Origin of the sequence: Streptomyces sp. 378, from assembly GCF_030124145.1 — a bacterium.
GTDB lineage: Bacteria > Actinomycetota > Actinomycetes > Streptomycetales > Streptomycetaceae > Streptomyces.
Window position 1 is genome coordinate 122,071 of the sequence record NZ_JASKMS010000007.1, and the last position, 20,482, is coordinate 142,552.

Sequence of the window (20,482 nt, forward strand, 5' to 3'; positions counted from 1 at the left end):
ACAGGGGGCAGTGTGTGATCCGTTCCCGAAGACTCGTCCCCGCGGCCGTCGGCGGGGCGGTGGTCCTCTCCTGCGCCCTGCCGGCCGCACCCGCGCGGGCGGCGCCCCGGGCCGACGGGCCGGCCGGCACGGTGCGGCTCGTCACCGAGCGACGCGTGACCGTCGACGACCCGTGGGCCGGCGCGTCCGGTTTCCGCACGTACGGCGAGCTGTCGATCGTCCCCATCGGCATCCCCACCGCGCCCGCGGTGCAGACGGAGGCCCGGATCCCCTCGCCGTCCGTGATCGGCGAGGCGCCCCCCCGGCCACCGGCGTGGCAGCTCGACAAGCCCGTCACCCGGACCCTGCCCCTCTCCCACGCCTCCGGCGAAGTCGTCCGCACGCTGACCGGGGCTTCCACTGGCGTCGCCGTACGTCCCGCCCGGGACGGCACCACCGACAGCGGACGAGGCGCCACGGGCGGCCCCCACACCTGGAAGCTGGGCGCCCACCCCGGCGACGGCCGGGGCCCCGGCCTCGCCCTCTCCGGCGGCGCGGCGACACCCTGGGCTGAGAGAACGTCGCGGTGGGTACGGTCGGAGTATGAGCATCCAAGCCGTGGTCTGGGACGTCGACGACACCCTCTTCGACTACACCACCGCAGACCGCCTCGGCATGCGCGCCCACCTCACCGCCGAGGACCTGCTCCACCGCTACGACAGCGTCGAGCAGGCCATCGACCGCTGGCGGGAGGCCACCCACCTCCAGTGGGCCCGCTTCTCGGCCGGCGAGGCCACCTTCGAGGACCAGCGGCGCGAACGGGTACGGGTCTTCCTGGACCGGGACCTCACCGACACCGAGGCCGACGCGTGGTTCCAGCGGTACGTCACCCACTACGAGGCGGTCTGGGCCCTCTTCCCGGACGTCCTGCCCGTCCTCGACGCCCTCTCCGCCACCCACCGGCACGCCGTGCTCTCCAACTCCAGCCTCCACGTCCAGGACCGCAAGCTGCGCGCCCTCGGCGTCCACGACCGCTTCGAGACCATCCTGTGCGCGGCCGAGCTCGGCATCTCCAAGCCCGAGGCCGGAGCGTTCCTCGCGGCCTGTGAATTCCTCGGCCTGCCGCCGCACCAGGTCGCCTACGTCGGTGACCACCCGGAGATCGACGGGAGGGGTGCCGCCGACGCCGGACTGCTGTCGGTGTGGATCGACCGCGGCGGCCTGTACGCCACGATCGACCCGCCCGTCGGGCCGCACCGCATCGCCACGCTGGCCGAACTGCCGTCCCTGCTCGGCTCGGATACTCGTTTTGGAGCCCCGTCCACCTTCGGGTAATGTTCTTCCTGCGCCGCGGGAAGCGGGCCGGAAGGCCGGAACCCGAGGCGCACAGCTAGAACACAACCCCCCGGGGCTTGCGTTCCAGTGGCCTATGGTGTAATTGGCAGCACGACTGATTCTGGTTCAGTTAGTCTTGGTTCGAGTCCAGGTAGGCCAGCTCGCAGAGCTCATCTGCATCGCCCCCGTTGTGTAGCGGCCTAGCACGCTGCCCTCTCAAGGCAGTAGCGCCGGTTCGAATCCGGTCGGGGGTACTGGTTCCAAGTGATCGACGATCATCTCGGGACCGCTAGGGCCCCCGTTGTGTAGCGGCCTAGCACGCCGCCCTCTCAAGGCGGTAGCGCCGGTTCGAATCCGGTCGGGGGTACTGACTGGTCTATACCACATTGGTCTATGGTGTAATTGGCAGCACGACTGATTCTGGTTCAGTTAGTCTTGGTTCGAGTCCAGGTAGACCAGCTCGGACCTGCGGAAACGCAGTGTCCAGGCCCCCGTTGTGTAGCGGCCTAGCACGCCGCCCTCTCAAGGCGGTAGCGCCGGTTCGAATCCGGTCGGGGGTACACAAGAGAAAGGCCCTCCACTTCGGTGGGGGGCCTCTTCCGTAGGTCCGTCCCGGTGATGCGACACCTGCCCGGGAAGGCCTGCCGCGGCGTTGAGGCCGGCCTTCCCGGGAACGCGCCGCCGCTTCAGCCGGTGCGCCGCAAGGCCTCGGAGAGGCGCCCGGCCGCATCGATCACGGCCTGGGCGTGCATCCGGCCGGGATGCCGCGTCAGCCGCTCGATCGGCCCGGACACCGACACCGCCGCCACCACACGGTTCGACGGCCCCCGCACCGGCGCCGAGACGGACGCGACGCCCGGCTCCCGCTCACCGATCGACTGGGCCCAGCCCCGCCGCCGCACACCCGACAGCGCCGTCGCCGTGAAGCGCGCCCCCTGCAGGCCGCGGTGCAGCCGCTCCGGCTCCTCCCAGGCCAGCAGGATCTGCGCCGAGGAGCCGGCCTTCATCGTGAGCGTCGAACCGACCGGGACCGTGTCCCGCAGTCCGGACAGGCGCTCCGCCGCGGCGACGCAGATGCGCATGTCGCCCTGGCGGCGATAGAGCTGCGCGCTCTCGCCCGTGATGTCACGAAGATGCGTGAGCACCGGGCCGGCGGTGGCGAGGAGACGGTCCTCACCCGCGGCCGCGGCCAGCTCTGCCAGCCGAGGGCCGAGAATGAAACGGCCCTGCATGTCGCGCGCCACCATGCGGTGGTGTTCCAGGGCCACGGCCAGGCGGTGGGCCGTGGGCCGAGCCAGTCCGGTGGCAGCGACCAGACCCGCGAGGGTGGCCGGACCGGACTCCAGAGCGCTCAGGACGAGGGCCGCCTTGTCCAGAACGCCGACGCCGCTACTGTTGTCCATGAAACGATACTTGCGTCTCACTCTGTGAAACGCAAGTTCAAATTTCCGTGGAACGCGCCACCCTGGAATCACGAAGTCACAACGGCCCGTGACGTAAGGGCCTGGTGGTGTGTGCCCGGAGTCAGGGGTACGGGCACCGCCTCCTCAAGATCTCTAGTTGGGTCGGCGGATCGTCGCCGTCCGGAGGGAAAAGCGATGGGTAGGACACTCGCGGAGAAAGTCTGGGACGACCATGTCGTCCGGCGCGCGGAGGGCGAGCCCGACCTTCTCTTCATCGATCTGCACCTGCTGCACGAGGTGACCAGCCCGCAGGCCTTCGACGGCCTGCGCAAGAGCGGCCGCAAGGTCCGGCGCCTCGACCTCACCATCGCGACCGAGGACCACAACACCCCCACCCTCGACATCGACAAGCCGATCGCGGACCCGGTCTCCCGGATCCAGCTGGAGACGCTGCGCAAGAACGCCGCCGACTTCGGCGTGCGCCTGCACCCGCTGGGCGACGTCGAGCAGGGCGTCGTGCACGTCGTGGGTCCGCAGCTGGGCCTGACCCAGCCCGGCACCACCGTCGTCTGCGGCGACTCGCACACCTCCACGCACGGCGCCTTCGGCGCGCTGGCGTTCGGCATCGGCACCTCCCAGGTGGAGCACGTGCTGGCCACCCAGACGCTGCCGATGTCCCGTCCCAAGACCATGGCGATCACGGTCGACGGCGAACTGCCCGACGGCGTCACCGCCAAGGACCTGATCCTGGCGATCATCGCGAAGATCGGCACCGGCGGCGGCCAGGGCTACGTCCTGGAGTACCGCGGCGAGGCCATCGAGAAGCTCTCGATGGAAGCCCGCATGACCATCTGCAACATGTCGATCGAAGCCGGCGCCCGCGCGGGCATGATCGCCCCGGACGAGACCACGTTCGCGTACCTCAAGGGCCGCCCGCACGCCCCCGAGGGCGAGGACTGGGACGCGGCCGTCGCGTACTGGAAGACGCTCAGGACCGACGACGACGCCGAGTTCGACGCCGAGGTCGTCATCGACGCCGCCCAACTGTCGCCGTTCGTCACCTGGGGCACCAACCCGGGCCAGGGCGCACCGCTTTCGGCGTCCGTCCCCGATCCTGCTTCGTACGAAGACGCATCGGAGCGCTACGCCGCCGAAAAGGCCCTGGAATACATGGGGTTGGAGGCCGGGCAGCCGCTGCGCTCCATCAAGGTGGACACCGTCTTCGTAGGCTCGTGCACCAACGGCCGCATCGAGGACCTGCGCGCCGCCGCCGAGCTGCTGAAGGACCGCAAAGTCGCCGACGGCGTACGGATGCTGGTCGTCCCGGGCTCCGCGCGGGTCGGTCTGCAGGCCGTCTCCGAGGGGCTGGACGTCGTCTTCAAGGAGGCCGGCGCCGAGTGGCGGCACGCGGGCTGCTCGATGTGCCTGGGCATGAACCCCGACCAGCTGGCCCCGGGCGAGCGCTCCGCGTCCACCTCCAACCGCAACTTCGAGGGCCGGCAGGGCAAGGGCGGCCGGACGCACCTGGTGTCGCCGCAGGTCGCGGCCGCCACGGCCGTCCTCGGCCACCTGGCCTCCCCGGCCGACCTGTCCGACGCCGAGACCCGTACGCCCGCTGGAGTCTGATCAGTCATGGAAGCCTTCACCACCCACACCGGCCGGGCCGTGCCGCTGCGCCGCAGCAACGTCGACACCGACCAGATCATCCCCGCCCACTGGCTCAAGAAGGTCACGCGCGACGGGTTCGAGGACGGGCTGTTCGAGGCCTGGCGCAAGGACACGTCGTTCGTGCTCAACCAGCCCGAGCGGCAGGGCGCGACCGTGCTGGTCGCCGGCCCCGACTTCGGCACCGGCTCCTCCCGTGAGCACGCCGTCTGGGCGCTGCAGAACTACGGCTTCAAGGCCGTGATCTCCTCCCGCTTCGCCGACATCTTCCGCGGCAACTCGCTCAAGAACGGCCTGCTCACGGTGGTTCTGGAGCAGAAGATCGTGGATTCGCTGTGGGAGCTCACCGAGAAGGACCCGCAGGCCGAGATCACCGTCGACCTGGAGAGCCGCGAGGTGCGCGCCGAAGGCATCACCGCCTCCTTCGAGCTCGACGAGAACTCCCGCTGGCGGCTGCTGAACGGCCTCGACGACATCTCGATCACCCTGCGGAACGAGGCGGACATCTCGGCGTACGAGGCGAAGCGCCCGGCGTTCAAGCCGCGGACGCTCCCGGTCTGACCCCAGGCACGCTTCGCCGCCCGGAACAAGGCGACTTTCGGCCACCGCGACATCTCCTCTGTACCCCCGATCAGCCCGATCGGGGGTACAGCCGCGTCTGCACCCGAACGGCCCTGTCCACCCCCTGTTCGGCTGCCAACTTCCCACGTTAAGCCGGTGGTTGCCGGGGTACGCGAGTGGTACAGCCGTGACTTCCACGTGTGCCGGAAAGGCCGTCCGAGGCGGCAGTTGTCCCCTGCGCAGGCGACAACTCGCCCCAGATGGCACAATCTGTGCATGGAACACGACGGCCAACTCGAGCTCTATGCGGCGGTCGCGGACCAACTCAAGGAAGCGCACACAAGAGTGCGCGCACTGCAAGTCCCGGAGGGCGTACGGATGGCGCTGACCCGGAAGCTGCTGGTCATTACGGCCGCGGCCAAGCATGATCTCGCCGACGCGGCAAGGCGGCTGGAGCGGTTCACCGCGGACCTCGACGAGGGACGTCTCCCCGACGAGGAACGCTGAACCCGCCGACACCGTCGAGTTCGTTGCGGCACAAGGGTGATAAGCCCGTTTCGTGTTTGATTTGCGGTATATATCTGCCTAACGTGCGAAAAAGCTTGAACACTTTCGTTCTGGCGATGTCTCCGAAGGGGAAGACGTGAACAAGGCGCAGCTCGTAGAAGCGATTGCCGACAAGATGGGCGGCCGCCAGCAGGCTGCCGACGCTGTCGACCATGTCCTGGACGCCATCGTCCGCGCGGTCGTCTCGGGTGAGCGGGTTTCGGTCACCGGCTTCGGTTCGTTCGAGAAGGTCGACCGTCCGGCGCGGTACGCCCGTAATCCTCAGACGGGCGAGCGGGTTCGGGTCAAGAAGACCTCCGTTCCGCGCTTCCGTGCCGGTCAGGGCTTCAAGGACCTGGTCAGCGGGTCGAAGAAGCTGCCGCGCGGCGGCGAGGTCTCCGTCAAGAAGGCGCCCAAGGGCAGCCTGACCGGCGGTGCCGGCGCGACGGTCAAGAAGGCCGCCGCGAAGAAGGCCACGAAGTCGGCCGCCGCGAAGAAGACCACCGCCAAGAAGACGACGGCGAAGAAGACCACCGCCACGAAGTCGGCGGCCGCGAAGAAGAGCACCGCGAAGCAGGCGCCCGCCAAGAAGACCACGGCGACGTCCAAGACCACCGCCGCGAAGAAGACCACCGCGAAGAAGGCCCCGGCGAAGAAGGCCACGGCCACGAAGGCGCCCGCCAAGAAGTCGACGGCGCGCAAGACCACCGCCAAGAAGACCACCGCCCGCAAGAAGTAAGGGCGCTGGGGTACCCACGCGCCGGGCCGGACTCCGCATGGAGTCCGGCCCGCGGCGTGTTCAGGAAGTGGTCAGAGGGTCTGCAGGGTCACCAGTGTGATCCGCGGGGCGTCTTTCGCGCCCTCCACCTCGATGCGGACCCGCTGGCCCGGGCGCAGCAGCCGCAGGCCCCCCGCGTCGAACGCGGCCGCGTCGAAGGGCACCGGGGTGCCGTCGTCCAGGAGCACCTGCCCGCTGCGGCTTTCGGGGTCGTACGTGTACGCGGTCGCCTGCATGGCGGCAGCCTACTGCCCGGGTATCAGCAACCGCGCGGCGGCCGCGGCCGTATGCGGGCCGACCCCCAGGGCCAGCGCGCTGCGCAGGTCGGCGCCGGTGTCCACGTCCTGGCGCACGGAGTCCACCGCGGTGAGGGGCAGTTCCACGGCCCCGGAGGCACGGTGCCGGGCCCGGGAATCCGCACCGAAGGCCGGGCGCAACGCACAGCCCGGGGCGGCGGTCAGCAACGTCGTGCCGATTCCGGCCGCGTCCGGAAGAAATGCGCGCGGGAATTCGGCGGCGGTTTCGAGAACCCGGGACAATTCCGCGGGACGCAGTGCCGGCAGGTCGGCGTTCAGTGCGGCCACCGCGCCGGACGGGCGGACGGACCGTACGGCCCGCGCCGCGTGTGCGAGAGCGGCGTTGAGGCCACCGCCCGGCTCGTCGGGAATGATCGCGGCGCCCAGTGCGGCCAGCTCACGGCCCGCCCGGGAGTCGTCCGTGACGACTGCCACATCCCGCACCGCGGGGCAGGCCAGCGCGGCCGCCACCGTGTCCTGGGCGAAGGCCAGCGCCAGGTCCGGCCGCAGCCCGTCGTCCGCGGTGTCCGCGAGCCTGCTCTTGGCCTGGGCCAGGGGCTTCAGGGGTACGACCAGGGTCCACTGCACGGATTTTCCGTCCTCTTCTTGTCGCGGTCATTGTCACCCGGGGCATCGGGCGGGCGGCGTGCCGGGGCGTACGGTGTTCTCGACAGACCGGCGGCCTGGGGCGACACTTGTGCGGCCCCCCGTGGCCCCGGCTTCAGGCCCTAGAGGAAGGTGTCCGCGTGCCCCGCCGCAGAATCGGCTTCTGGTACCGCTTCGCCGCGGTGATCTGTAAACCGCCGCTGGTGGTTCTGCTCAAGCGGGACTGGCGCGGAATGGAGCACATTCCGGCTGAGGGTGGATTTATCACCGCGGTGAACCACAATTCGCACATCGACCCCTTCGCTTACGCGCACTTTCAGTACAACACCGGGCGCGTCCCGCGATTCCTCGCGAAGAGCGCTCTTTTCAAGAAGGGATTCGTCGGAGCCGCGATGCGCGGCACCGGGCAGATTCCCGTCTACCGCGAGAGCACGGACGCGCTGAGCGCCTTCCGGGCCGCGATCGAGGCCGTGCACCGCGGGGAATGCGTCGCCTTCTATCCCGAGGGCACCCTCACCCGCGACCCGGACGGCTGGCCCATGACCGGCAAGACCGGCGCCGCGCGCGTGGCCCTGCAGACCAGGTGCCCGGTGATCCCCGTGGCACAGTGGGGCTGCAACGAACTGCTGCCGCCGTACGCGAAGAAGCCGCATCTGCTGCCGCGCAAGACGCACCGCGTGCTCGCCGGGCCGCCGGTCGACCTCGCCCGGTTCTACGACCGTGAGATGACCGCGGACCTGCTGAAGGAGGCCACGGAGGTCATCATGGCCGCCGTCACCGCCCAGCTGGAGCTGATCCGCGGTGAGAAGGCGCCCGAGACGCCGTACGACCCGCGCCGGGAGCGGTTCGAGCAGCGGCGCCGCACCCAGGCGCAGACGAAGACGCACCAGAAGTCCGGGCAGACCGTGCAGGAAGAGGGGCTGGGCAAGTGAGCAAACCGGTCAAGGCGGCGGTCCTGAGCGCCGGTTCGTGGGGTACGGCCTTCGGCATGGTGCTCGCCGACGCGGGGTGCGAGGTCACCCTGTGGGCGCGCCGCCCGGAGGTCGTGGAGGCGATCAACTCCACGCGGACCAATCCCGACTACTTCCCGGGCGTCGAGCTCCCGGAGAACGTACGAGCCACCACCGACCCCGCCGAGGCCGCCGCGGACGCCGACTTCACGGTCCTGTCGGTCCCCTCGCAGACCCTGCGCGACAACCTCGCCGAGTGGAGCCCGCTGCTGGCCCCCGACACGGTCCTCGTGTCGCTGATGAAGGGCGTCGAACTCGGCTCCGCTATGCGGATGAGCGAGGTCATCGACGACGTCGCCAAGGTCGGCCCGGACCGCATCGCCGTGGTCACCGGACCCAACCTCGCCCGGGAGATCGCCGCGCGGATGCCGGCCGCGGCCGTGGTCGCCTGCACCGACGAGGCCGTCGCCCAGCGACTCCAGACCGCCTGCCACACGCCCTACTTCCGCCCGTACACCAACACCGACGTGGTGGGCTGCGAACTGGGCGGAGCCGTGAAGAACGTCATCGGTCTCGCCGTGGGCATCGCGGACGGCATGGGCCTCGGGGACAACGCCAAGGGCTCCCTCATCACCCGCGGCCTCGCCGAGACCACCCGGCTCGGCATGGCGCTCGGCGCCGACCCGCTGACCTTCTCCGGACTCGCGGGCCTGGGCGACCTGGTGGCCACCTGCTCCTCGCCGCTGTCGCGCAACCACACCTTCGGCACCAACCTCGGCAAGGGCATGACCCTGCAGGAGACCATCGCGGTCACCAAGCAGACCGCCGAGGGCGTCAAGTCCTGCGAGTCGGTGCTGGATCTGGCCCGCCGGCACGGCGTCGACATGCCCATCACGGAGACGGTCGTCGGCATCGTGCACGAGGGCAAGCCCCCGGTGGTGGCTCTCAAGGAGCTGATGTCGCGCAGCGCGAAGCCCGAACGACGCTGAGCGACGCGAGGCCGCACGCGCTTACTCGCGGCCCTACCAACGGGTACTCTCAACGCGATATGAGCACCGAGAACCTCCCCCAGAGCCCCGAGCAGCCGCCTCGCAAGCCGCGTGTGGCCGTCGTGTTCGGCGGGCGCAGCTCCGAACACGGGATCTCCGTGGTCACCGCCGGCGCCGTCCTCAAAGCCATCGACCGGACGCGGTACGACGTCCTGCCGATCGGCATCACGCAGGACGGGCGTTGGGCCCTCACGGCGGACGAACCGGAGCGGATGGCGATCGTCGACCGGCGTCCGCCCAGTGTCGACCTGCTTGCCGAGTCCACCGAGGGTGCGGTGATCCTCCCCGTCGACCCCGCCAGCCGCGAAGTCGTCTACAGCGAGCCGGGTTCGGTGCCCAAGGCCCTCGGCGAGGTCGACGTGGTCTTCCCGGTGCTGCACGGCCCGTACGGCGAGGACGGCACCCTCCAGGGCCTGCTGGAGCTCTCCGGCGTCCCGTACGTGGGTTCGGGTGTGCTCGCCTCGGCCGTCGGCCAGGACAAGGAGTACATGAAGCGGGTGTTCACCTCGTTCGGGCTGAAGGTGGGCCCGTACGTGGTGATCCGCCCGCGCGAGTGGGAGCAGGACGAGGCTGCCGCCCGCAAGAGGATCGTCGACTTCGCCGGCGAGCACGGCTGGCCGCTGTTCGTGAAGCCCTCGCGGGCCGGTTCGTCGATCGGCATCACCAAGGTCGACGACCTCTCCGGCCTCGACGAGGCGATCGCCGAGGCCCGGCGGCACGACCCCAAGATCCTCGTGGAGGCCGCGCTGCGCGGCCGTGAGATCGAGTGCGGTGTCCTGGAGTTCGAGGACGGCCCCCGGGCCTCCCTGCCCGCGGAGATCCCCCCGCCCGAGGCGCAGGCGTACTACGACTTCGAGGCCAAGTACATCGACTCCACCCCGGGTCTCGTCCCGGCGCCCCTCACCCCCGAGGAGACGGCCGAGGTCCAGCGCCTGGCGGTCGACGCGTTCGAGGCGGCGTCCTGCGAGGGCCTGGTCCGCGCGGACTTCTTCCTCACCGAGGACGGCGAGTTCGTGATCAACGAGATCAACACGATGCCCGGCTTCACGCCCATCTCGATGTATCCGCAGATGTGGCAGGCGAGCGGGGTGAGCTACCCGGAGCTGATCGACCGGCTGGTGCAGGCGGCCCTGCGGCGCTCGACGGGCCTGCGCTGACGCGACCCGCAAGGGGCGCGGGGAACTGCGCGATCAGCCACGAACGGCCCGCGGACTCAGGGCGGGAGCACCGGCGCGGCGCTCAGGAGGCGATCCCCTGGGGGATCGCCTTCTTCACGGCCGGGGCCAGGTCGATCAGCACGCCGGAGCCGTCCGGGCCCTCGGGCACCCGCACCTCCACGTAGGCCTCCCGGTTGGCGGTCGTGAAGACGTGCCCCCCGCCGTCCCGGCTCTCCATCAGCCAGTCGACGCCGTTCACACCCCCGGGGACCGCGTCCGGATCCCGTCCGTCCGCCACCTTCGGGTCGATCATCTTCGGCGGCTGCGGCACACCGCAGCGAAGTATGATCGCCGGGCTGCCCCAGCCCGCCGTCAGCGCCGACGCGGGCTCGGGATCCTCACGGCGCTCACCGTCCACCGTCGCGGGCAGTACCTTGTCCAGGTTCCGGCACAGTTCCGCGACCTTCGGGTCCGGACTGGGAACCGCCGCCGACGCGCTGTCGTCTGCTGAGGAGCAGCCCGCAGCAGTGATCAACAGCGCGAGAGCGGGCAGCCGGAACACGCGGAAGACACAACGGTGCCGGTGACGGAAAGAGTTCACCGGCACAGGGTAGACGGGGGCTACAGATGGACGACCGGACAGGTCAGGGTGCGGGTGATGCCGTCCACCTGCTGGACCTTGGCGACCACCATGCGGCCGAGATCGTCGACGGTGTCGGCCTGCGCCCGCACGATCACGTCGTACGGTCCCGTCACGTCCTCGGCCTGGATGACCCCAGGGATCTTGCTGATCGTCTCGGCGACGGTCGACGCCTTACCGACCTCCGTCTGGATCAGGATGTACGCCTGTACCACGGAACCTCCAGGGCGGCCACGAGGATCATGTGGGGAAAAGGAACGCCACGGTATCGCGTCGCCGCTCGCCGCGGGGAGACCTGCGGGGACCGGGTCTTGCGCGCCGGGGTGCAGGTCCGGCAGAACTTGACGGTCACCTCGACCGTAGCGAGGACTGAGATGCCTCGCGACCGGTCACGGACAGGGACAGAAGGGGCGAAAGGGCAATGAAGGGCACTGTTGGTGAGCTCGGTGAGTTCGGGCTCATCAGGGAGCTCACCTCCCGTCTGACCACCACCCCGGCGGTCCGGGTCGGCCCCGGCGACGACGCCGCCGTGGTGGCCGCGCCCGACCGCAGGGTCGTGGCGAGCACCGACATCCTGGTGGAGGGCCGGCACTTCCGCCGCGACTGGTCGACGGCCTACGACGTGGGTCGCAAGGCGGCCGCGCAGAACCTCGCCGACATCGCCGCCATGGGCGCCGTACCGACCGCGCTGCTGCTCGGCCTGGTCGTCCCGGCCGAGCTGCCGGTGACCTGGCCGAGCGAACTGATGGACGGCCTGCGCGACGAATGTCAGGTGGCGGGCGCCGCCGTGGTCGGTGGAGACGTCGTACGCGGCGACTCGATCATGGTGTCGATCACCGCGCTCGGTGATCTGCGCAACCAGGAGCCGGTGACGCGGGCGGGCGCCCAGCCCGGCGATCTCGTCGCCGTGACGGGCTGGCTGGGCTGGTCCGCGGCCGGGTACGCGGTGCTGTCCCGGGGGTTCCGTTCGCCGCGGGCGTTCGTGGAGGCCCACCGGCGGCCCGAGCCGCCGTACCACGCGGGTCCCGCCGCCGCCGGGCTCGGGGCGACCGCGATGTGCGACGTGAGCGACGGGCTGATCGCCGACCTCGGGCACATCGCGGAGGCCAGCAAGGTCCGCATCGACATCCGCTCCGGGGCGATCGACATCCCGTCCCAGATGAACGACATCGGGCAGGCCGTCGGGGTCGACCCCATGCAGTGGGTGCTGACCGGGGGAGAGGACCACGCGATCGTGGCGACCTTCCCGCCGGACGTGAAGCTGCCCGCCCGTTGGAAGGTCATCGGCGAGGTCCTCAACCCCTCGGCGCTGCCGCAGGTGACGGTCGACGGGGCGCCGTGGACCAGCAAGGGCGGCTGGGACCACTTCGGGGACATAGAGTCATGATCCCGAATGTTCTGACGGTGGCGGGCTCCGACTCGGGCGGCGGCGCGGGCATTCAGGCCGACCTCAAGACGATGCTCGCGCTCGGCGTGCACGGCATGAGCGTGGTCACGGCGGTGACCGCGCAGAACTCCCTCGGTGTGCAGGGGGCTTGGGAACTGCCCGTGGAGGCCGTGCGGGCCCAGTACCGCAGTGTCGTCGACGACATCGGCGTCCAGGCGGTCAAGACCGGCATGCTGGCCTCCGCGGAACTGGTGGAGGCGGTGGCGGCGTTGATCGCGGGGACGGACGCCCCGGCCGTCGTCGACCCGGTGGGCGTCTCCAAGCACGGCGACGCCCTGCTCGCCGCCTCGGCGCTGGACTCCGTCCGTACGAAGCTGCTGCCGGTGGCGACGGTCGCCACACCGAACCTCGACGAGGTGGCCCAGCTCACGGGCGTACGGGTCGAGTCGGAGGCGGAGATGCGGCAGGCCGCCTCGGCCGTCCTCGGGTACGGGCCGCGCTGGGTGCTGATCAAGGGCGGGCACCTGCCCGGTGACGCCGTCGACCTGCTCACCGACGGCTCCGAGGAGCACTGGCTGCGGGCGCCGAGGCATGACAACCGCCACACCCACGGCACCGGATGCACGCTCGCGTCCGCGATCGCCTCCGAGATCGCCAAGGGGCGGTCCGTGCCGGAGGCGGTGGCGGCGGCGAAGCGGTACGTCACCGGGGCGGTCGCGGCCGGGTTCGCGCTCGGTGGGGGAATCGGGCCCGTGGATCACGGCTGGCGCTTCCGCGGGGGCGTGTAGCCGCCGAGGCGCGGTGCCGAACTGCGACGCTCCGGCGTCAGGGCACCGTGCCGCCCGGGCCCGCCGGGCCGTGGGCCCGCGGGGGACTGCCGGTGCATGGGCCCGCGGGGAACGCTTGACTCGCCCGGGCAACGTCTGAGGAACGTCGTGAGGAACGTCTCGGGAACGGCAAAGAGCCGGCCCACCAGAAGGTGGACCGGCTTTGCAGCGAACCAGCAGTGGCCGCGCGCTAGCTGAGCGTCAGCGCGAGACCTTGCCGGCCTTGATGCACGAGGTGCAAGCGTTCACGCGCTTCGGCGTCCCGCCCACCACGGTACGCACACGCTGGATGTTCGGGTTCCAGCGGCGGGACGTACGGCGGTGCGAGTGCGAGATGTTGTTGCCGAAGCCCGGCCCCTTGCCGCAGACGTCGCAGTTGGCAGCCACGGGTCACTCCAAAGACTTCAGATGCACTTACGGTTGATCCCGGCAGGCCGGGATCGAGATTCTCGGGCTCCAGGAGCCCGCGAGATCTGAGTGGCGTTGCCAGGGGGAAGGCCCGATCGGATCGGGCAACCGGAGCAGCATACAACGGCTGCACCCGTGGAACGAAACTACCACGGCAGCTCAGGGGCCCGGTCCCCTCCCTCTTCCGGTGAAGACCGCCCCGGGGTCTACGCTGCGTGCCACGTCCAGCAGCTCAGGGAGGCGCGGTGGCGCAGGTGCCGCAGACATTCTTCGATGCTCTCGCGGTGCGCACCTGGTGCGGTCTCGCGCTGGAGACCCTGGGGCGGGCGCGTGAGGAGATCGACGCGATCAACGTCTATCCGGTCGCGGACGGGGACACCGGCACGAACCTGTATCTGACCGTGGAGTCGGCCGTCGCGGCCGTCGAGGCGGTCTTCACCGGGCACGCGGCGGCGTCCGGCCCGGACGGCCCGACGCTCGCCGACGCGACCCGGGCGATGGCGCACGGCGCCCTCATCGGTGCCCGCGGGAACTCCGGGACGATCCTCGCCCAGCTCCTGCGCGGCATGGCCCAGGTGCTGGCCGGCGACGGCGCCGCCCGAGCCGACGGGCAGGGCCTGCGGCTCGCCCTGCGGCACGCGGCCGACTCCGCCCGCCGGGCCGTGGCCCACCCCGTCGAGGGCACCGTCCTCACCGTCGCCTCGGCCGCCGCCGACGCCGCGGACAGCGCGGAGGGCGACTGCGGGGCGGTGGCCCGGGCGGCCTACGACGGGGCCACGGCGGCCCTCGCCGCGACCCCGGCCCAGCTGCCCGTCCTGGAACGCGCCGGAGTGGTCGACGCCGGGGGACGGGGACTGGTGGCGGTGCTCGGGGCGCTGGTGGAGACGCTCACGAGGGAGAAGCCGGGGGCGCTCGGGGGGAGTGCGCGCACCGGCCCCTTTTCGGTTCCCCACGCGCGCGTGGGACCGGGAGCGTGCCCCGCCGTGCCGGTCGAGGGCGAACCGGAAGCGCCGGAGCGTCCGGACGAGTGCGCCGACAGTGCCGCCGCACCGGGCCGGGACGGACCGGCGTTCGAGGTGATCTACCTCCTGGAGGCCGAAGACCGGGCCGTGGAGCGGCTGCGCGAGCGGCTCGACGCCCTCGGCGACTCCCTCGTCGTGGTCGGCGGCGACGGACTGTGGAACGTCCACGTGCATGTGGACGACGCGGGTGCCGCCGTCGAGGCGGGCATCGAGGCCGGGCGGCCCCACCGGATCCGCATCACGCACTTCGGCGCGGGCGACGTGCACACCACCGGCGCCGAGCGGCCGCCCCGGGAACGCGCCCAGCGGGCCGTCGTGGCCGTCGTGCCCGGCGAGGGCCTGGCCGGTCTGTACACCGAGGCCGGGGCGACGACCGTGCTCGCCCGCCCCGGGGAGCCGCCCGCGAGCGGCGAGCTCGTCCAGGCGCTACGGCGGGCCCACGCGCGCGAGGTCGTGCTGCTGCCGAACGACGCCGACCTGCGCCACACGGCCGCGGCGGCCGCCGAGCAGGTCCGCACGGAGGGCATCCGCGTGGCGCTGATCCCCACCCGCTCGGCGGTCCAGGGCATCGCGGCGCTGGCCGTGCACGAGCCGGACCGCCGCTTCGACGAGGACGTCGTCTCGATGACGTCGGCCGCCGGGGCCACCCGCTACGCCGAGGTCACCGTCGCCGAGCACCAGTCCTGGACGATGGCCGGCATCTGCCAGGCCGGCGATGTCCTGGGGCTCATCGACGGGGACGTGGCCGTGATCGGCGCGGACGTCGCCGAGACCGCCGAGACCGTCCTGGACCGGATGCTCTCGGCCGGGGGCGAGATGGTCACCCTGGTCCTCGGCGACGAGGCTCCCGACAGCGTCGCCGAGCATCTGGAGGGCCGGGTCCGCGAGAGGTACCTCGCCGTCGACACCGTTGTGTACCGGGGCGGACGGCAGGGGGCCCTGCTCCTCATCGGCGTGGAGTAGGCCCGGCCGCCTCAGTCCGGCCCCTCAGACCGGCCCCCTCAGTCCGGCCGCCGCCTCGGCAGACGGAGCAGCTCCTCCGCCTCCAGCCGCCGGGCCCGCACCACATCGTCCTCACCGGCACCGCGCCCCTCGTAGGCGGCCAGCACCGCACGCGCGCGTGCCATCGCGTCGGCCGTGCGGCCCAGGTCGGCCTCCAGCCGGCCCGCCGCGAGTTCCGCTCCGGTGCGGCTGTGCAGGGCGTCGTCCCCGAGAGAGGCGAACACCTCGGCCGATCGCGCCACCTGAGCCAGTGCCTCCTCGAACACGGCTCGATCCACGGGGCCTTCCGCGTCCTCGGAGACGGAGCGGACCAGCAGATCGCCGAACTGTCCGTGGGTATGACCCAGTTCGGCGACGAGCTGCTGCCGGGACTCCCCGTCGGACGCCGCGTCCCGGGCCGCCTCGCACTCCCGCACCGCGTCCGCCATCAGGTTCCGTGCCACTCCCGGCCTGTCCTCCGCGTCCAGCGCCAGCCAGGCGCGGGCCCGCAGGGAGCGGACCAGGCCGGTCGTGTCGCCGAGGTCGCGCCACAGGTCGCCCGCGCGCGCGTAGGCCCGGTCCGCCTCCGCGGGCAGCCCGGCCTGCCCGAGGGACTCCCCGGCCAGGTGGGCGAGGGTCGCGTGGTCGTGCTGCTCGGGCCAGTGGCGGGCGATCTCGGCGGCCCGCAGGCGCCGTTCGGCGGCCGCGCGGTGCTCGCCGAGCTCGCTCAGGCAGTCACCGAGCCACCACTGCGTCTGCACGACGGCCCCGTCGCCGTGAGTCTCCGCTGTCAGGTCCGGCAGCGCCGACTCCAGCACCTCCGCGGCCTCGGCCCACCGCCCCTGCCGCAGCAGATGGCCGCCGAGCTGCTGTCGCGCCCAGGCGCCCAGCGTCGCCGTCTCGCCCGCCTCGTCGGCCCAGTGCGCCGCCTCCAGGGCGTGCCGGGCGGCCTCCACGGCATCGCCCCGGCCACCGACGACCTCGGCGAGCTGGAGGTGCAGCTGGGCCCGTCCCGGCGCCTCCAGCTCCGCTCCGCCGTGCTCCAGGGCCGCCCGCAGCGCCCGCTCCGCCTCCGCCGTGTCGCCGAGATGGTGGGCCAGGGAGGCCAGCCGGGCCTCGTACTCCACCGCGAACCACGGCAGCCCCGCCGCGACGAACGCCGCCGCGCCCCGGGCGAACAGCTCCGCGGCCCTCTCCAGGTCCCCCGAGAGCCCCGCCAGCTCCCCGAGCATCGCCCGGGCCTCGGCGGCCCGCGCGGCCAGCCGCACGTCCTCCCCGGCCCGGCCGTCGACCAGCGCGAGGACCTCCCGCACGGCCGCCTCGGCCGCGGCCCGCACCGCGCTGTCGCCCTCGCCGGCGTGCGCCCGCCGCGTCAGGATCCGCGCCCGGCTCATCACGACGGCCGCGGTCTGCCGTATCCCCGTGCCGTCGGCGGCGTACAGCGCGCGGACCTCGTCGTACGGACCCGCCACCGCCTCGACGGCCCCGTCCACGTCGCCCGCGAGCGCGCGGACGTACGCCCCACGCGCGCGTGCCGCGAGGGCCTCACCCGGATCGCCCGCCTCCGAGTAGAGATCCGCGGCCCGTTCGAAGAGGGCGACGCCCTCGGGGCCGAGGGACATCGCCTCGTGGTCGGCCATCTCCGCACGGTCACGCGGATCCAGTTCGACACCCCGAGCGGTCTCGGCGACCGCCGCCCAGGCCTCCACGGCTCCCGGCCGCAGGGTGTCCGACAGCCGCCGCGCCTCGGCCAGGAGGACGGGCAGATCCGGCTGCCCGGTGACGGCGGCCGGAGCCGCGGGGGGAGCGGGCAGGGGCGACCGCCGCACCGACCGCAGCCCCAGCGGCAGCCGTTCCACCAGCGGTCGCCGCGCCATCCGCGCGCGTGCCCGTTCGCTCACGTGCGGGGTGCCGTTGCGCTCGTCGAAGCGCGCCGCCAGGGCAAGGGCCTCCCCGCGCGCGTGCGCGGCGAGTTCGCGGGCGGTCCACTCCCGGCCGGCCGGGCCCGGCACCTGCCGCTCGCCCAGCTCGAGCCCGGTGAGGCGGTCCATGAGCAGGGCCACCACGCTCATGAAGTCCAGCCTGCTCTGCGGATGCCCGTCACCGGTGAAGTACGCCGGCCGCTCCGCGAGCAGTTCGAGGCCCCGAGCCTCGTTGCCGGTCAGCGCGCAGAACTCCACGTGCTCCGCGTATGCCCCGCGCATGCTCTCCATCGCCCGGACGAGCCGGAAGCCCCGCAGGTGGTGGGCGCGGGCCTCGTCGAAGCGGCCCAGCCGCAGCAGCGGCACCAGGGACGACGCGAGGGCCGAGTGCGGTTCGTGGGCGCAGGCGTACTCGCCCTCCAGCACCGGCCGCCACAGCTCAAGGGCCTGCGCGTCCCGCCCCCGCTCCGCCTGCCACCAGCCCTGACCGTGCAGCTCGCAGGCATGGCAGTCCGCCATGCTGTCCCGGTCGGCGGCCAGCCACGCCGCGTACGCCCGCTCGGCCCGCGCCACGTCCCCGACATGCGCGGCCACACTGTGCTCGGCGCTGCGCACCGCCCGCTCGGAGTGCCCGGCCAGTCGGTAGCGGTGCTCCATCTCGCCGAGCCACTTCTCGATCGACGCGAGCGGGATGTGCGGCTGGTCCAGCATGCCGGCCGAGACCCATTTGAAGACCCAGTGCAGCGAGTGGGTCTCGTACGCGTCGAAGTCCTCGGGCCGTTCGTCCCACATGCGCAGCAGCCGGGCGAAAGGGACGAACATCTTCCCCTTCTCGGAGCTGTAGTTGTAGACCTTCAGCTGATGGCCGAGCGCCTCGATCACGGCGAGCGGGATGTTCAGCTTCTCGGCCGCCGTCAGCAGCTGCTCCGCGCGCGCGTTGCGGGCCGGCCCCTCCGGCCGCCCGGCGTTCTCCGCCATCGCCTCGCGCAACGCGTCGAAGTCCGGGATCTCGCTCATGCCCGACCGTCCTCGCTGTGTGTGGCCCACTCCAGGAGGCCGACGAACGCGCGGTTGAGCAGCGCCGAGTCGGCCGGCCTCAGCGGCCGCTGTGCCATCAGCAGTGCCTGCCCGTACAGCGACTCCGTGGCGGTGCCGATCAGCTCCGGGTCGGGCAGCGCGGCGATCCGCCGCACGAGCGGGTTGAGATGGTTCAGCACCAGACGCGCGCGGGGGGCGCTGCCGCGCAGGGAGCCGAGGATGCCCGCCCACAGGTCGTCGGCCTGCGCCTCGGCGTCCGCCCTGGCCTGCTCGTGCCGGGCGTCCCGGTCGTCGAGGTGCAGCGCGGGCAGGGACAGCGGGTGGAAGGCCCGCAGGACGACGTCACAGCCGAGCGGGTCGAGCCGGGCCCGGGCCGCCGCCAGGAAGCCGGACAGGCGCAGTTCCTCGGCCGGGTCGACCGCGTCCAGGTGCGAGGTCACCGTCTCCGCGTCCAGTTCGGCGACCACCGTGCCCGGCCGCACCGACGGCAGCGCCTGGATCAGCTCGCCGTCGTACGTGTAACCGCCGTTGATCACGCCGATGCCCTGCGCGGACGCGATCGGCGCGACCTGCCGGTATTCCTCGACGGTCCGCGTGAAGTGCACCACCGCGTACCGCTGCGCGAACTCCTCCAGGGACAGCCGCCCGCCGGTCGTCTCGAACGGAAGCCACGGCAGCATCGTGCGCAGCATCTCCCGGTCGTGCCGGGCCAGCGACTTCACACCCAGGTGGTGCACCGACAGGAACGCGGCCAACCGCTCCGGGTCACCGGCCGCCAGCCCCGTCAGCCAGGCCCGGATCCGCTCGCCCAGTGCCTCCCGCACACCGGCCAGCGTCTCGTCCTCGTACAGCGCCTCGCGTGACGCCGTGGGCCGCAGGCTGTCCGTGTCGAGCACGCAGCGCACGAAGAACGCCCAGTCGGGCAGCAGCTGTTCGGCCCGCTCGGTCAGCAGCATGCCCTTCAGATGCACGCGGTGACCCGCGCGCTGGGCCGGGTTCACCGCTGAGGGCAGCACGAAGGCCACCCCGCGGATGCCTGCCAGCGGCACGGACAGGTCGATCGTGTCCAGCGGGGTGAAGCCGAACAGCTCGTGGCAGTGCCGGGCGAGGGCGACGCGGCGGGCGGCCGGACCCGGGTACGGACGGTCCCACGGGGCCGGAAGATCGGTGACCGCCTCGTCTCCCACCCGCACGTCGTACGGCAGCAGCGAGCCGAAGTCCCGGGCCAGCGTCTCGACCCGCCCGGGCGCGAACCACTCCGCGGCGCCCGCCCGGGCCACCAGATGCACGGTGGTGCCCGGTTCGGGCCGCTCGGCGTCCGGCAGCGTCCGCACGGTGTACGAACCGTCCTCGGACGCCGTCCACTCCACCGGCGGCGCCCCGGGCGTACGGGCGCTGCGGCTGACGACCCGGATCCGCTCGGCGACGACGAAACAGGCCAGCAGCCCGATCCCGAACTGCCCGAGGAAGCCGGACCGGACCTCCTGAAGCCCCTCGGCGCGCTTCGAACTGCGCCCGATGGTGGCCAGCAGGCTGTGCACGTCCGCCTCGGTGAGCCCCACGCCGGTGTCCTCGACGCGCAGGGCGCCGCCCTCCGCGTACAGCCGGACCCGGGCAGGGGCGCCGGGCTCGTCCGCGCGTCTGGCCGTGATGGCGTCCACGGCGTTCTGCAGCAGCTCGCGCAGATAGACCTTCGGACTGGAGTAGAGGTGCTGGGAGAGCAGGTCCACCAGACCACGCAGGTCGACCTGGAACGTATGAGGTGGAGGGGACGGCGGGGAGGGCTGGGATGCCGGTGAGCTCTGGGAGTCCATCATCACGGCGCCGGTGGGGGACTCGCGACGGCGCGGGGTCGGGCGGTCCCGGTGGGGCGGTGACCGCGAAGAAGGGCCGGGAGCGCGTCATCCTAGGGCCCGAACGAGCCGCCTGACC

At 72.1% G+C, this 20,482-nt stretch carries 19 protein-coding genes and 5 tRNA genes; 16 read left to right on the forward strand and 8 right to left on the reverse strand.

The window, feature by feature from the left end; translation table 11 throughout:
• Positions 1 to 582: 582 nt before the first annotated feature.
• From QNO09_RS12465 to QNO09_RS12490, 6 genes are all read left to right on the forward strand, one after another.
• The gene (locus tag QNO09_RS12465; protein ID WP_283970202.1) at positions 583 to 1,314 is read left to right on the forward strand and encodes an HAD family hydrolase; all 732 of its coding nucleotides are present in this window, start codon (positions 583 to 585) and stop codon (positions 1,312 to 1,314) included.
• Positions 1,315 to 1,402: 88 nt separating this feature from the next.
• Positions 1,403 to 1,474: transfer RNA gene (locus QNO09_RS12470), tRNA-Gln, on the forward strand.
• A gap of 21 nt (positions 1,475 to 1,495) precedes the next feature.
• Positions 1,496 to 1,568 (forward strand) — tRNA-Glu (locus QNO09_RS12475).
• 40 nt (positions 1,569 to 1,608) lie between these two features.
• Positions 1,609 to 1,681 (forward strand) — tRNA-Glu (locus tag QNO09_RS12480).
• A gap of 20 nt (positions 1,682 to 1,701) precedes the next feature.
• Positions 1,702 to 1,773: transfer RNA gene (locus tag QNO09_RS12485), tRNA-Gln, on the forward strand.
• Positions 1,774 to 1,801: 28 nt separating this feature from the next.
• Positions 1,802 to 1,874 (forward strand) — tRNA-Glu (locus QNO09_RS12490).
• Between the two features lie 126 nt (positions 1,875 to 2,000).
• On the opposite strand, the gene ndgR is transcribed toward QNO09_RS12490, so the two are convergent.
• Complete coding sequence (gene ndgR / locus QNO09_RS12495; protein ID WP_283970203.1) at positions 2,001 to 2,717, reverse strand: IclR family transcriptional regulator NdgR; 717 nt, start codon at positions 2,715 to 2,717, stop codon at positions 2,001 to 2,003.
• A 195-nt stretch (positions 2,718 to 2,912) separates the two neighbouring features.
• Between ndgR and leuC the strand changes: the two genes are divergently transcribed.
• From leuC to QNO09_RS12515, 4 genes are all read left to right on the forward strand, one after another.
• Entirely contained in the window at positions 2,913 to 4,343 is a 1,431-nt protein-coding gene (leuC, locus tag QNO09_RS12500) for a 3-isopropylmalate dehydratase large subunit (protein WP_283970204.1), read from the forward strand.
• Between the two features lie 6 nt (positions 4,344 to 4,349).
• On the forward strand, positions 4,350 to 4,943 hold the full coding sequence (gene leuD, locus QNO09_RS12505; protein ID WP_283970205.1) for a 3-isopropylmalate dehydratase small subunit: 594 nt from the start codon (positions 4,350 to 4,352) through the stop codon (positions 4,941 to 4,943).
• Positions 4,944 to 5,219: 276 nt separating this feature from the next.
• Positions 5,220 to 5,450, forward strand: coding sequence for an SCO5555 family protein (locus tag QNO09_RS12510; RefSeq protein WP_030851947.1), 231 nt, complete (start codon positions 5,220 to 5,222; stop codon positions 5,448 to 5,450).
• 136 nt (positions 5,451 to 5,586) lie between these two features.
• On the forward strand, positions 5,587 to 6,228 hold the full coding sequence (locus tag QNO09_RS12515) for an HU family DNA-binding protein (RefSeq protein WP_283970206.1): 642 nt from the start codon (positions 5,587 to 5,589) through the stop codon (positions 6,226 to 6,228).
• Positions 6,229 to 6,299: 71 nt separating this feature from the next.
• Here the strand turns inward: QNO09_RS12515 and QNO09_RS12520 are convergent, their stop codons facing one another.
• Together QNO09_RS12520 and cofC are read right to left on the reverse strand one after the other, a co-directional pair.
• The gene (locus tag QNO09_RS12520) at positions 6,300 to 6,503 is read right to left on the reverse strand and encodes a hypothetical protein (protein ID WP_033313194.1); all 204 of its coding nucleotides are present in this window, start codon (positions 6,501 to 6,503) and stop codon (positions 6,300 to 6,302) included.
• A gap of 9 nt (positions 6,504 to 6,512) precedes the next feature.
• A complete protein-coding gene (gene cofC, locus QNO09_RS12525; protein WP_283970207.1) occupies positions 6,513 to 7,151 on the reverse strand; it encodes a 2-phospho-L-lactate guanylyltransferase in 639 nt (212 codons plus the stop codon).
• A 158-nt stretch (positions 7,152 to 7,309) separates the two neighbouring features.
• Between cofC and QNO09_RS12530 the strand changes: the two genes are divergently transcribed.
• The 3 genes from QNO09_RS12530 to QNO09_RS12540 are packed head-to-tail and all read left to right on the forward strand — an operon-like array spanning position 7,310 to position 10,325.
• Entirely contained in the window at positions 7,310 to 8,101 is a 792-nt protein-coding gene (locus QNO09_RS12530) for a lysophospholipid acyltransferase family protein (protein WP_283970208.1), read from the forward strand.
• Positions 8,098 to 9,108 (forward strand): NAD(P)H-dependent glycerol-3-phosphate dehydrogenase, encoded by a 1,011-nt coding sequence (locus tag QNO09_RS12535; RefSeq protein WP_283970209.1) that lies wholly within the window; start codon positions 8,098 to 8,100, stop codon positions 9,106 to 9,108. The genes QNO09_RS12530 and QNO09_RS12535 overlap by 4 nt, the downstream gene beginning before the upstream one ends.
• A gap of 59 nt (positions 9,109 to 9,167) precedes the next feature.
• Positions 9,168 to 10,325, forward strand: coding sequence for a D-alanine--D-alanine ligase family protein (locus tag QNO09_RS12540; protein ID WP_283970210.1), 1,158 nt, complete (start codon positions 9,168 to 9,170; stop codon positions 10,323 to 10,325).
• Between the two features lie 82 nt (positions 10,326 to 10,407).
• Here QNO09_RS12540 and QNO09_RS12545 read toward each other — a convergent pair whose 3' ends face one another.
• Together QNO09_RS12545 and QNO09_RS12550 are read right to left on the reverse strand one after the other, a co-directional pair.
• Positions 10,408 to 10,926 carry a DUF3515 domain-containing protein gene (locus tag QNO09_RS12545; RefSeq protein ID WP_283970211.1) on the reverse strand — a complete coding sequence of 173 codons (519 nt, stop codon included), beginning with the start codon at positions 10,924 to 10,926 and terminating at the stop codon, positions 10,408 to 10,410.
• Between the two features lie 20 nt (positions 10,927 to 10,946).
• Entirely contained in the window at positions 10,947 to 11,180 is a 234-nt protein-coding gene (locus QNO09_RS12550; RefSeq protein ID WP_003997603.1) for an Lrp/AsnC family transcriptional regulator, read from the reverse strand.
• Positions 11,181 to 11,386: 206 nt separating this feature from the next.
• Between QNO09_RS12550 and QNO09_RS12555 the strand changes: the two genes are divergently transcribed.
• Positions 11,387 to 12,352, forward strand: a complete 966-nt coding sequence (locus QNO09_RS12555) for a thiamine-phosphate kinase (RefSeq protein ID WP_031106940.1) — start codon at positions 11,387 to 11,389, stop codon at positions 12,350 to 12,352.
• Positions 12,349 to 13,140, forward strand: a complete 792-nt coding sequence (gene thiD / locus QNO09_RS12560) for a bifunctional hydroxymethylpyrimidine kinase/phosphomethylpyrimidine kinase (RefSeq protein WP_283970212.1) — start codon at positions 12,349 to 12,351, stop codon at positions 13,138 to 13,140. Before QNO09_RS12555 ends, thiD begins: the two co-directional genes overlap by 4 nt.
• A gap of 240 nt (positions 13,141 to 13,380) precedes the next feature.
• Here thiD and rpmB read toward each other — a convergent pair whose 3' ends face one another.
• On the reverse strand, positions 13,381 to 13,566 hold the full coding sequence (rpmB, locus tag QNO09_RS12565; protein WP_003993230.1) for a 50S ribosomal protein L28: 186 nt from the start codon (positions 13,564 to 13,566) through the stop codon (positions 13,381 to 13,383).
• A gap of 266 nt (positions 13,567 to 13,832) precedes the next feature.
• Between rpmB and QNO09_RS12570 the strand changes: the two genes are divergently transcribed.
• Positions 13,833 to 15,572 (forward strand): DAK2 domain-containing protein, encoded by a 1,740-nt coding sequence (locus QNO09_RS12570; protein WP_283970213.1) that lies wholly within the window; start codon positions 13,833 to 13,835, stop codon positions 15,570 to 15,572.
• 38 nt (positions 15,573 to 15,610) lie between these two features.
• Here QNO09_RS12570 and QNO09_RS12575 read toward each other — a convergent pair whose 3' ends face one another.
• Both QNO09_RS12575 and QNO09_RS12580 read right to left on the reverse strand, forming a co-directional pair.
• Positions 15,611 to 18,529, reverse strand: a complete 2,919-nt coding sequence (locus QNO09_RS12575) for a tetratricopeptide repeat protein (protein WP_283970214.1) — start codon at positions 18,527 to 18,529, stop codon at positions 15,611 to 15,613.
• Positions 18,526 to 20,364: an HSP90 family protein gene (locus QNO09_RS12580; protein WP_283970360.1), complete on the reverse strand. Its 1,839-nt coding sequence runs from the start codon at positions 20,362 to 20,364 to the stop codon at positions 18,526 to 18,528. The genes QNO09_RS12575 and QNO09_RS12580 overlap by 4 nt, the downstream gene beginning before the upstream one ends.
• Positions 20,365 to 20,482: the final 118 nt, after the last annotated feature.

Bases quoted from the DNA above. Each gene is read 5' to 3' on its own strand.
- QNO09_RS12465 (WP_283970202.1), top strand. From the start codon at position 583: ATGAGCATCCAAGCCGTGGTCTGGGACGTCGACGACACCCTCTTCGAC.
- ndgR (WP_283970203.1), bottom strand. From the start codon at position 2,717: ATGGACAACAGTAGCGGCGTCGGCGTTCTGGACAAGGCGGCCCTCGTC.
- leuC (WP_283970204.1), top strand. From the start codon at position 2,913: ATGGGTAGGACACTCGCGGAGAAAGTCTGGGACGACCATGTCGTCCGG.
- leuD (WP_283970205.1), top strand. From the start codon at position 4,350: ATGGAAGCCTTCACCACCCACACCGGCCGGGCCGTGCCGCTGCGCCGC.
- QNO09_RS12510 (WP_030851947.1), top strand. From the start codon at position 5,220: ATGGAACACGACGGCCAACTCGAGCTCTATGCGGCGGTCGCGGACCAA.
- QNO09_RS12520 (WP_033313194.1), bottom strand. From the start codon at position 6,503: ATGCAGGCGACCGCGTACACGTACGACCCCGAAAGCCGCAGCGGGCAG.
- QNO09_RS12540 (WP_283970210.1), top strand. From the start codon at position 9,168: ATGAGCACCGAGAACCTCCCCCAGAGCCCCGAGCAGCCGCCTCGCAAG.
- QNO09_RS12555 (WP_031106940.1), top strand. From the start codon at position 11,387: ATGAAGGGCACTGTTGGTGAGCTCGGTGAGTTCGGGCTCATCAGGGAG.
- thiD (WP_283970212.1), top strand. From the start codon at position 12,349: ATGATCCCGAATGTTCTGACGGTGGCGGGCTCCGACTCGGGCGGCGGC.
- QNO09_RS12575 (WP_283970214.1), bottom strand. From the start codon at position 18,529: ATGAGCGAGATCCCGGACTTCGACGCGTTGCGCGAGGCGATGGCGGAG.
- QNO09_RS12580 (WP_283970360.1), bottom strand. From the start codon at position 20,364: ATGGACTCCCAGAGCTCACCGGCATCCCAGCCCTCCCCGCCGTCCCCT.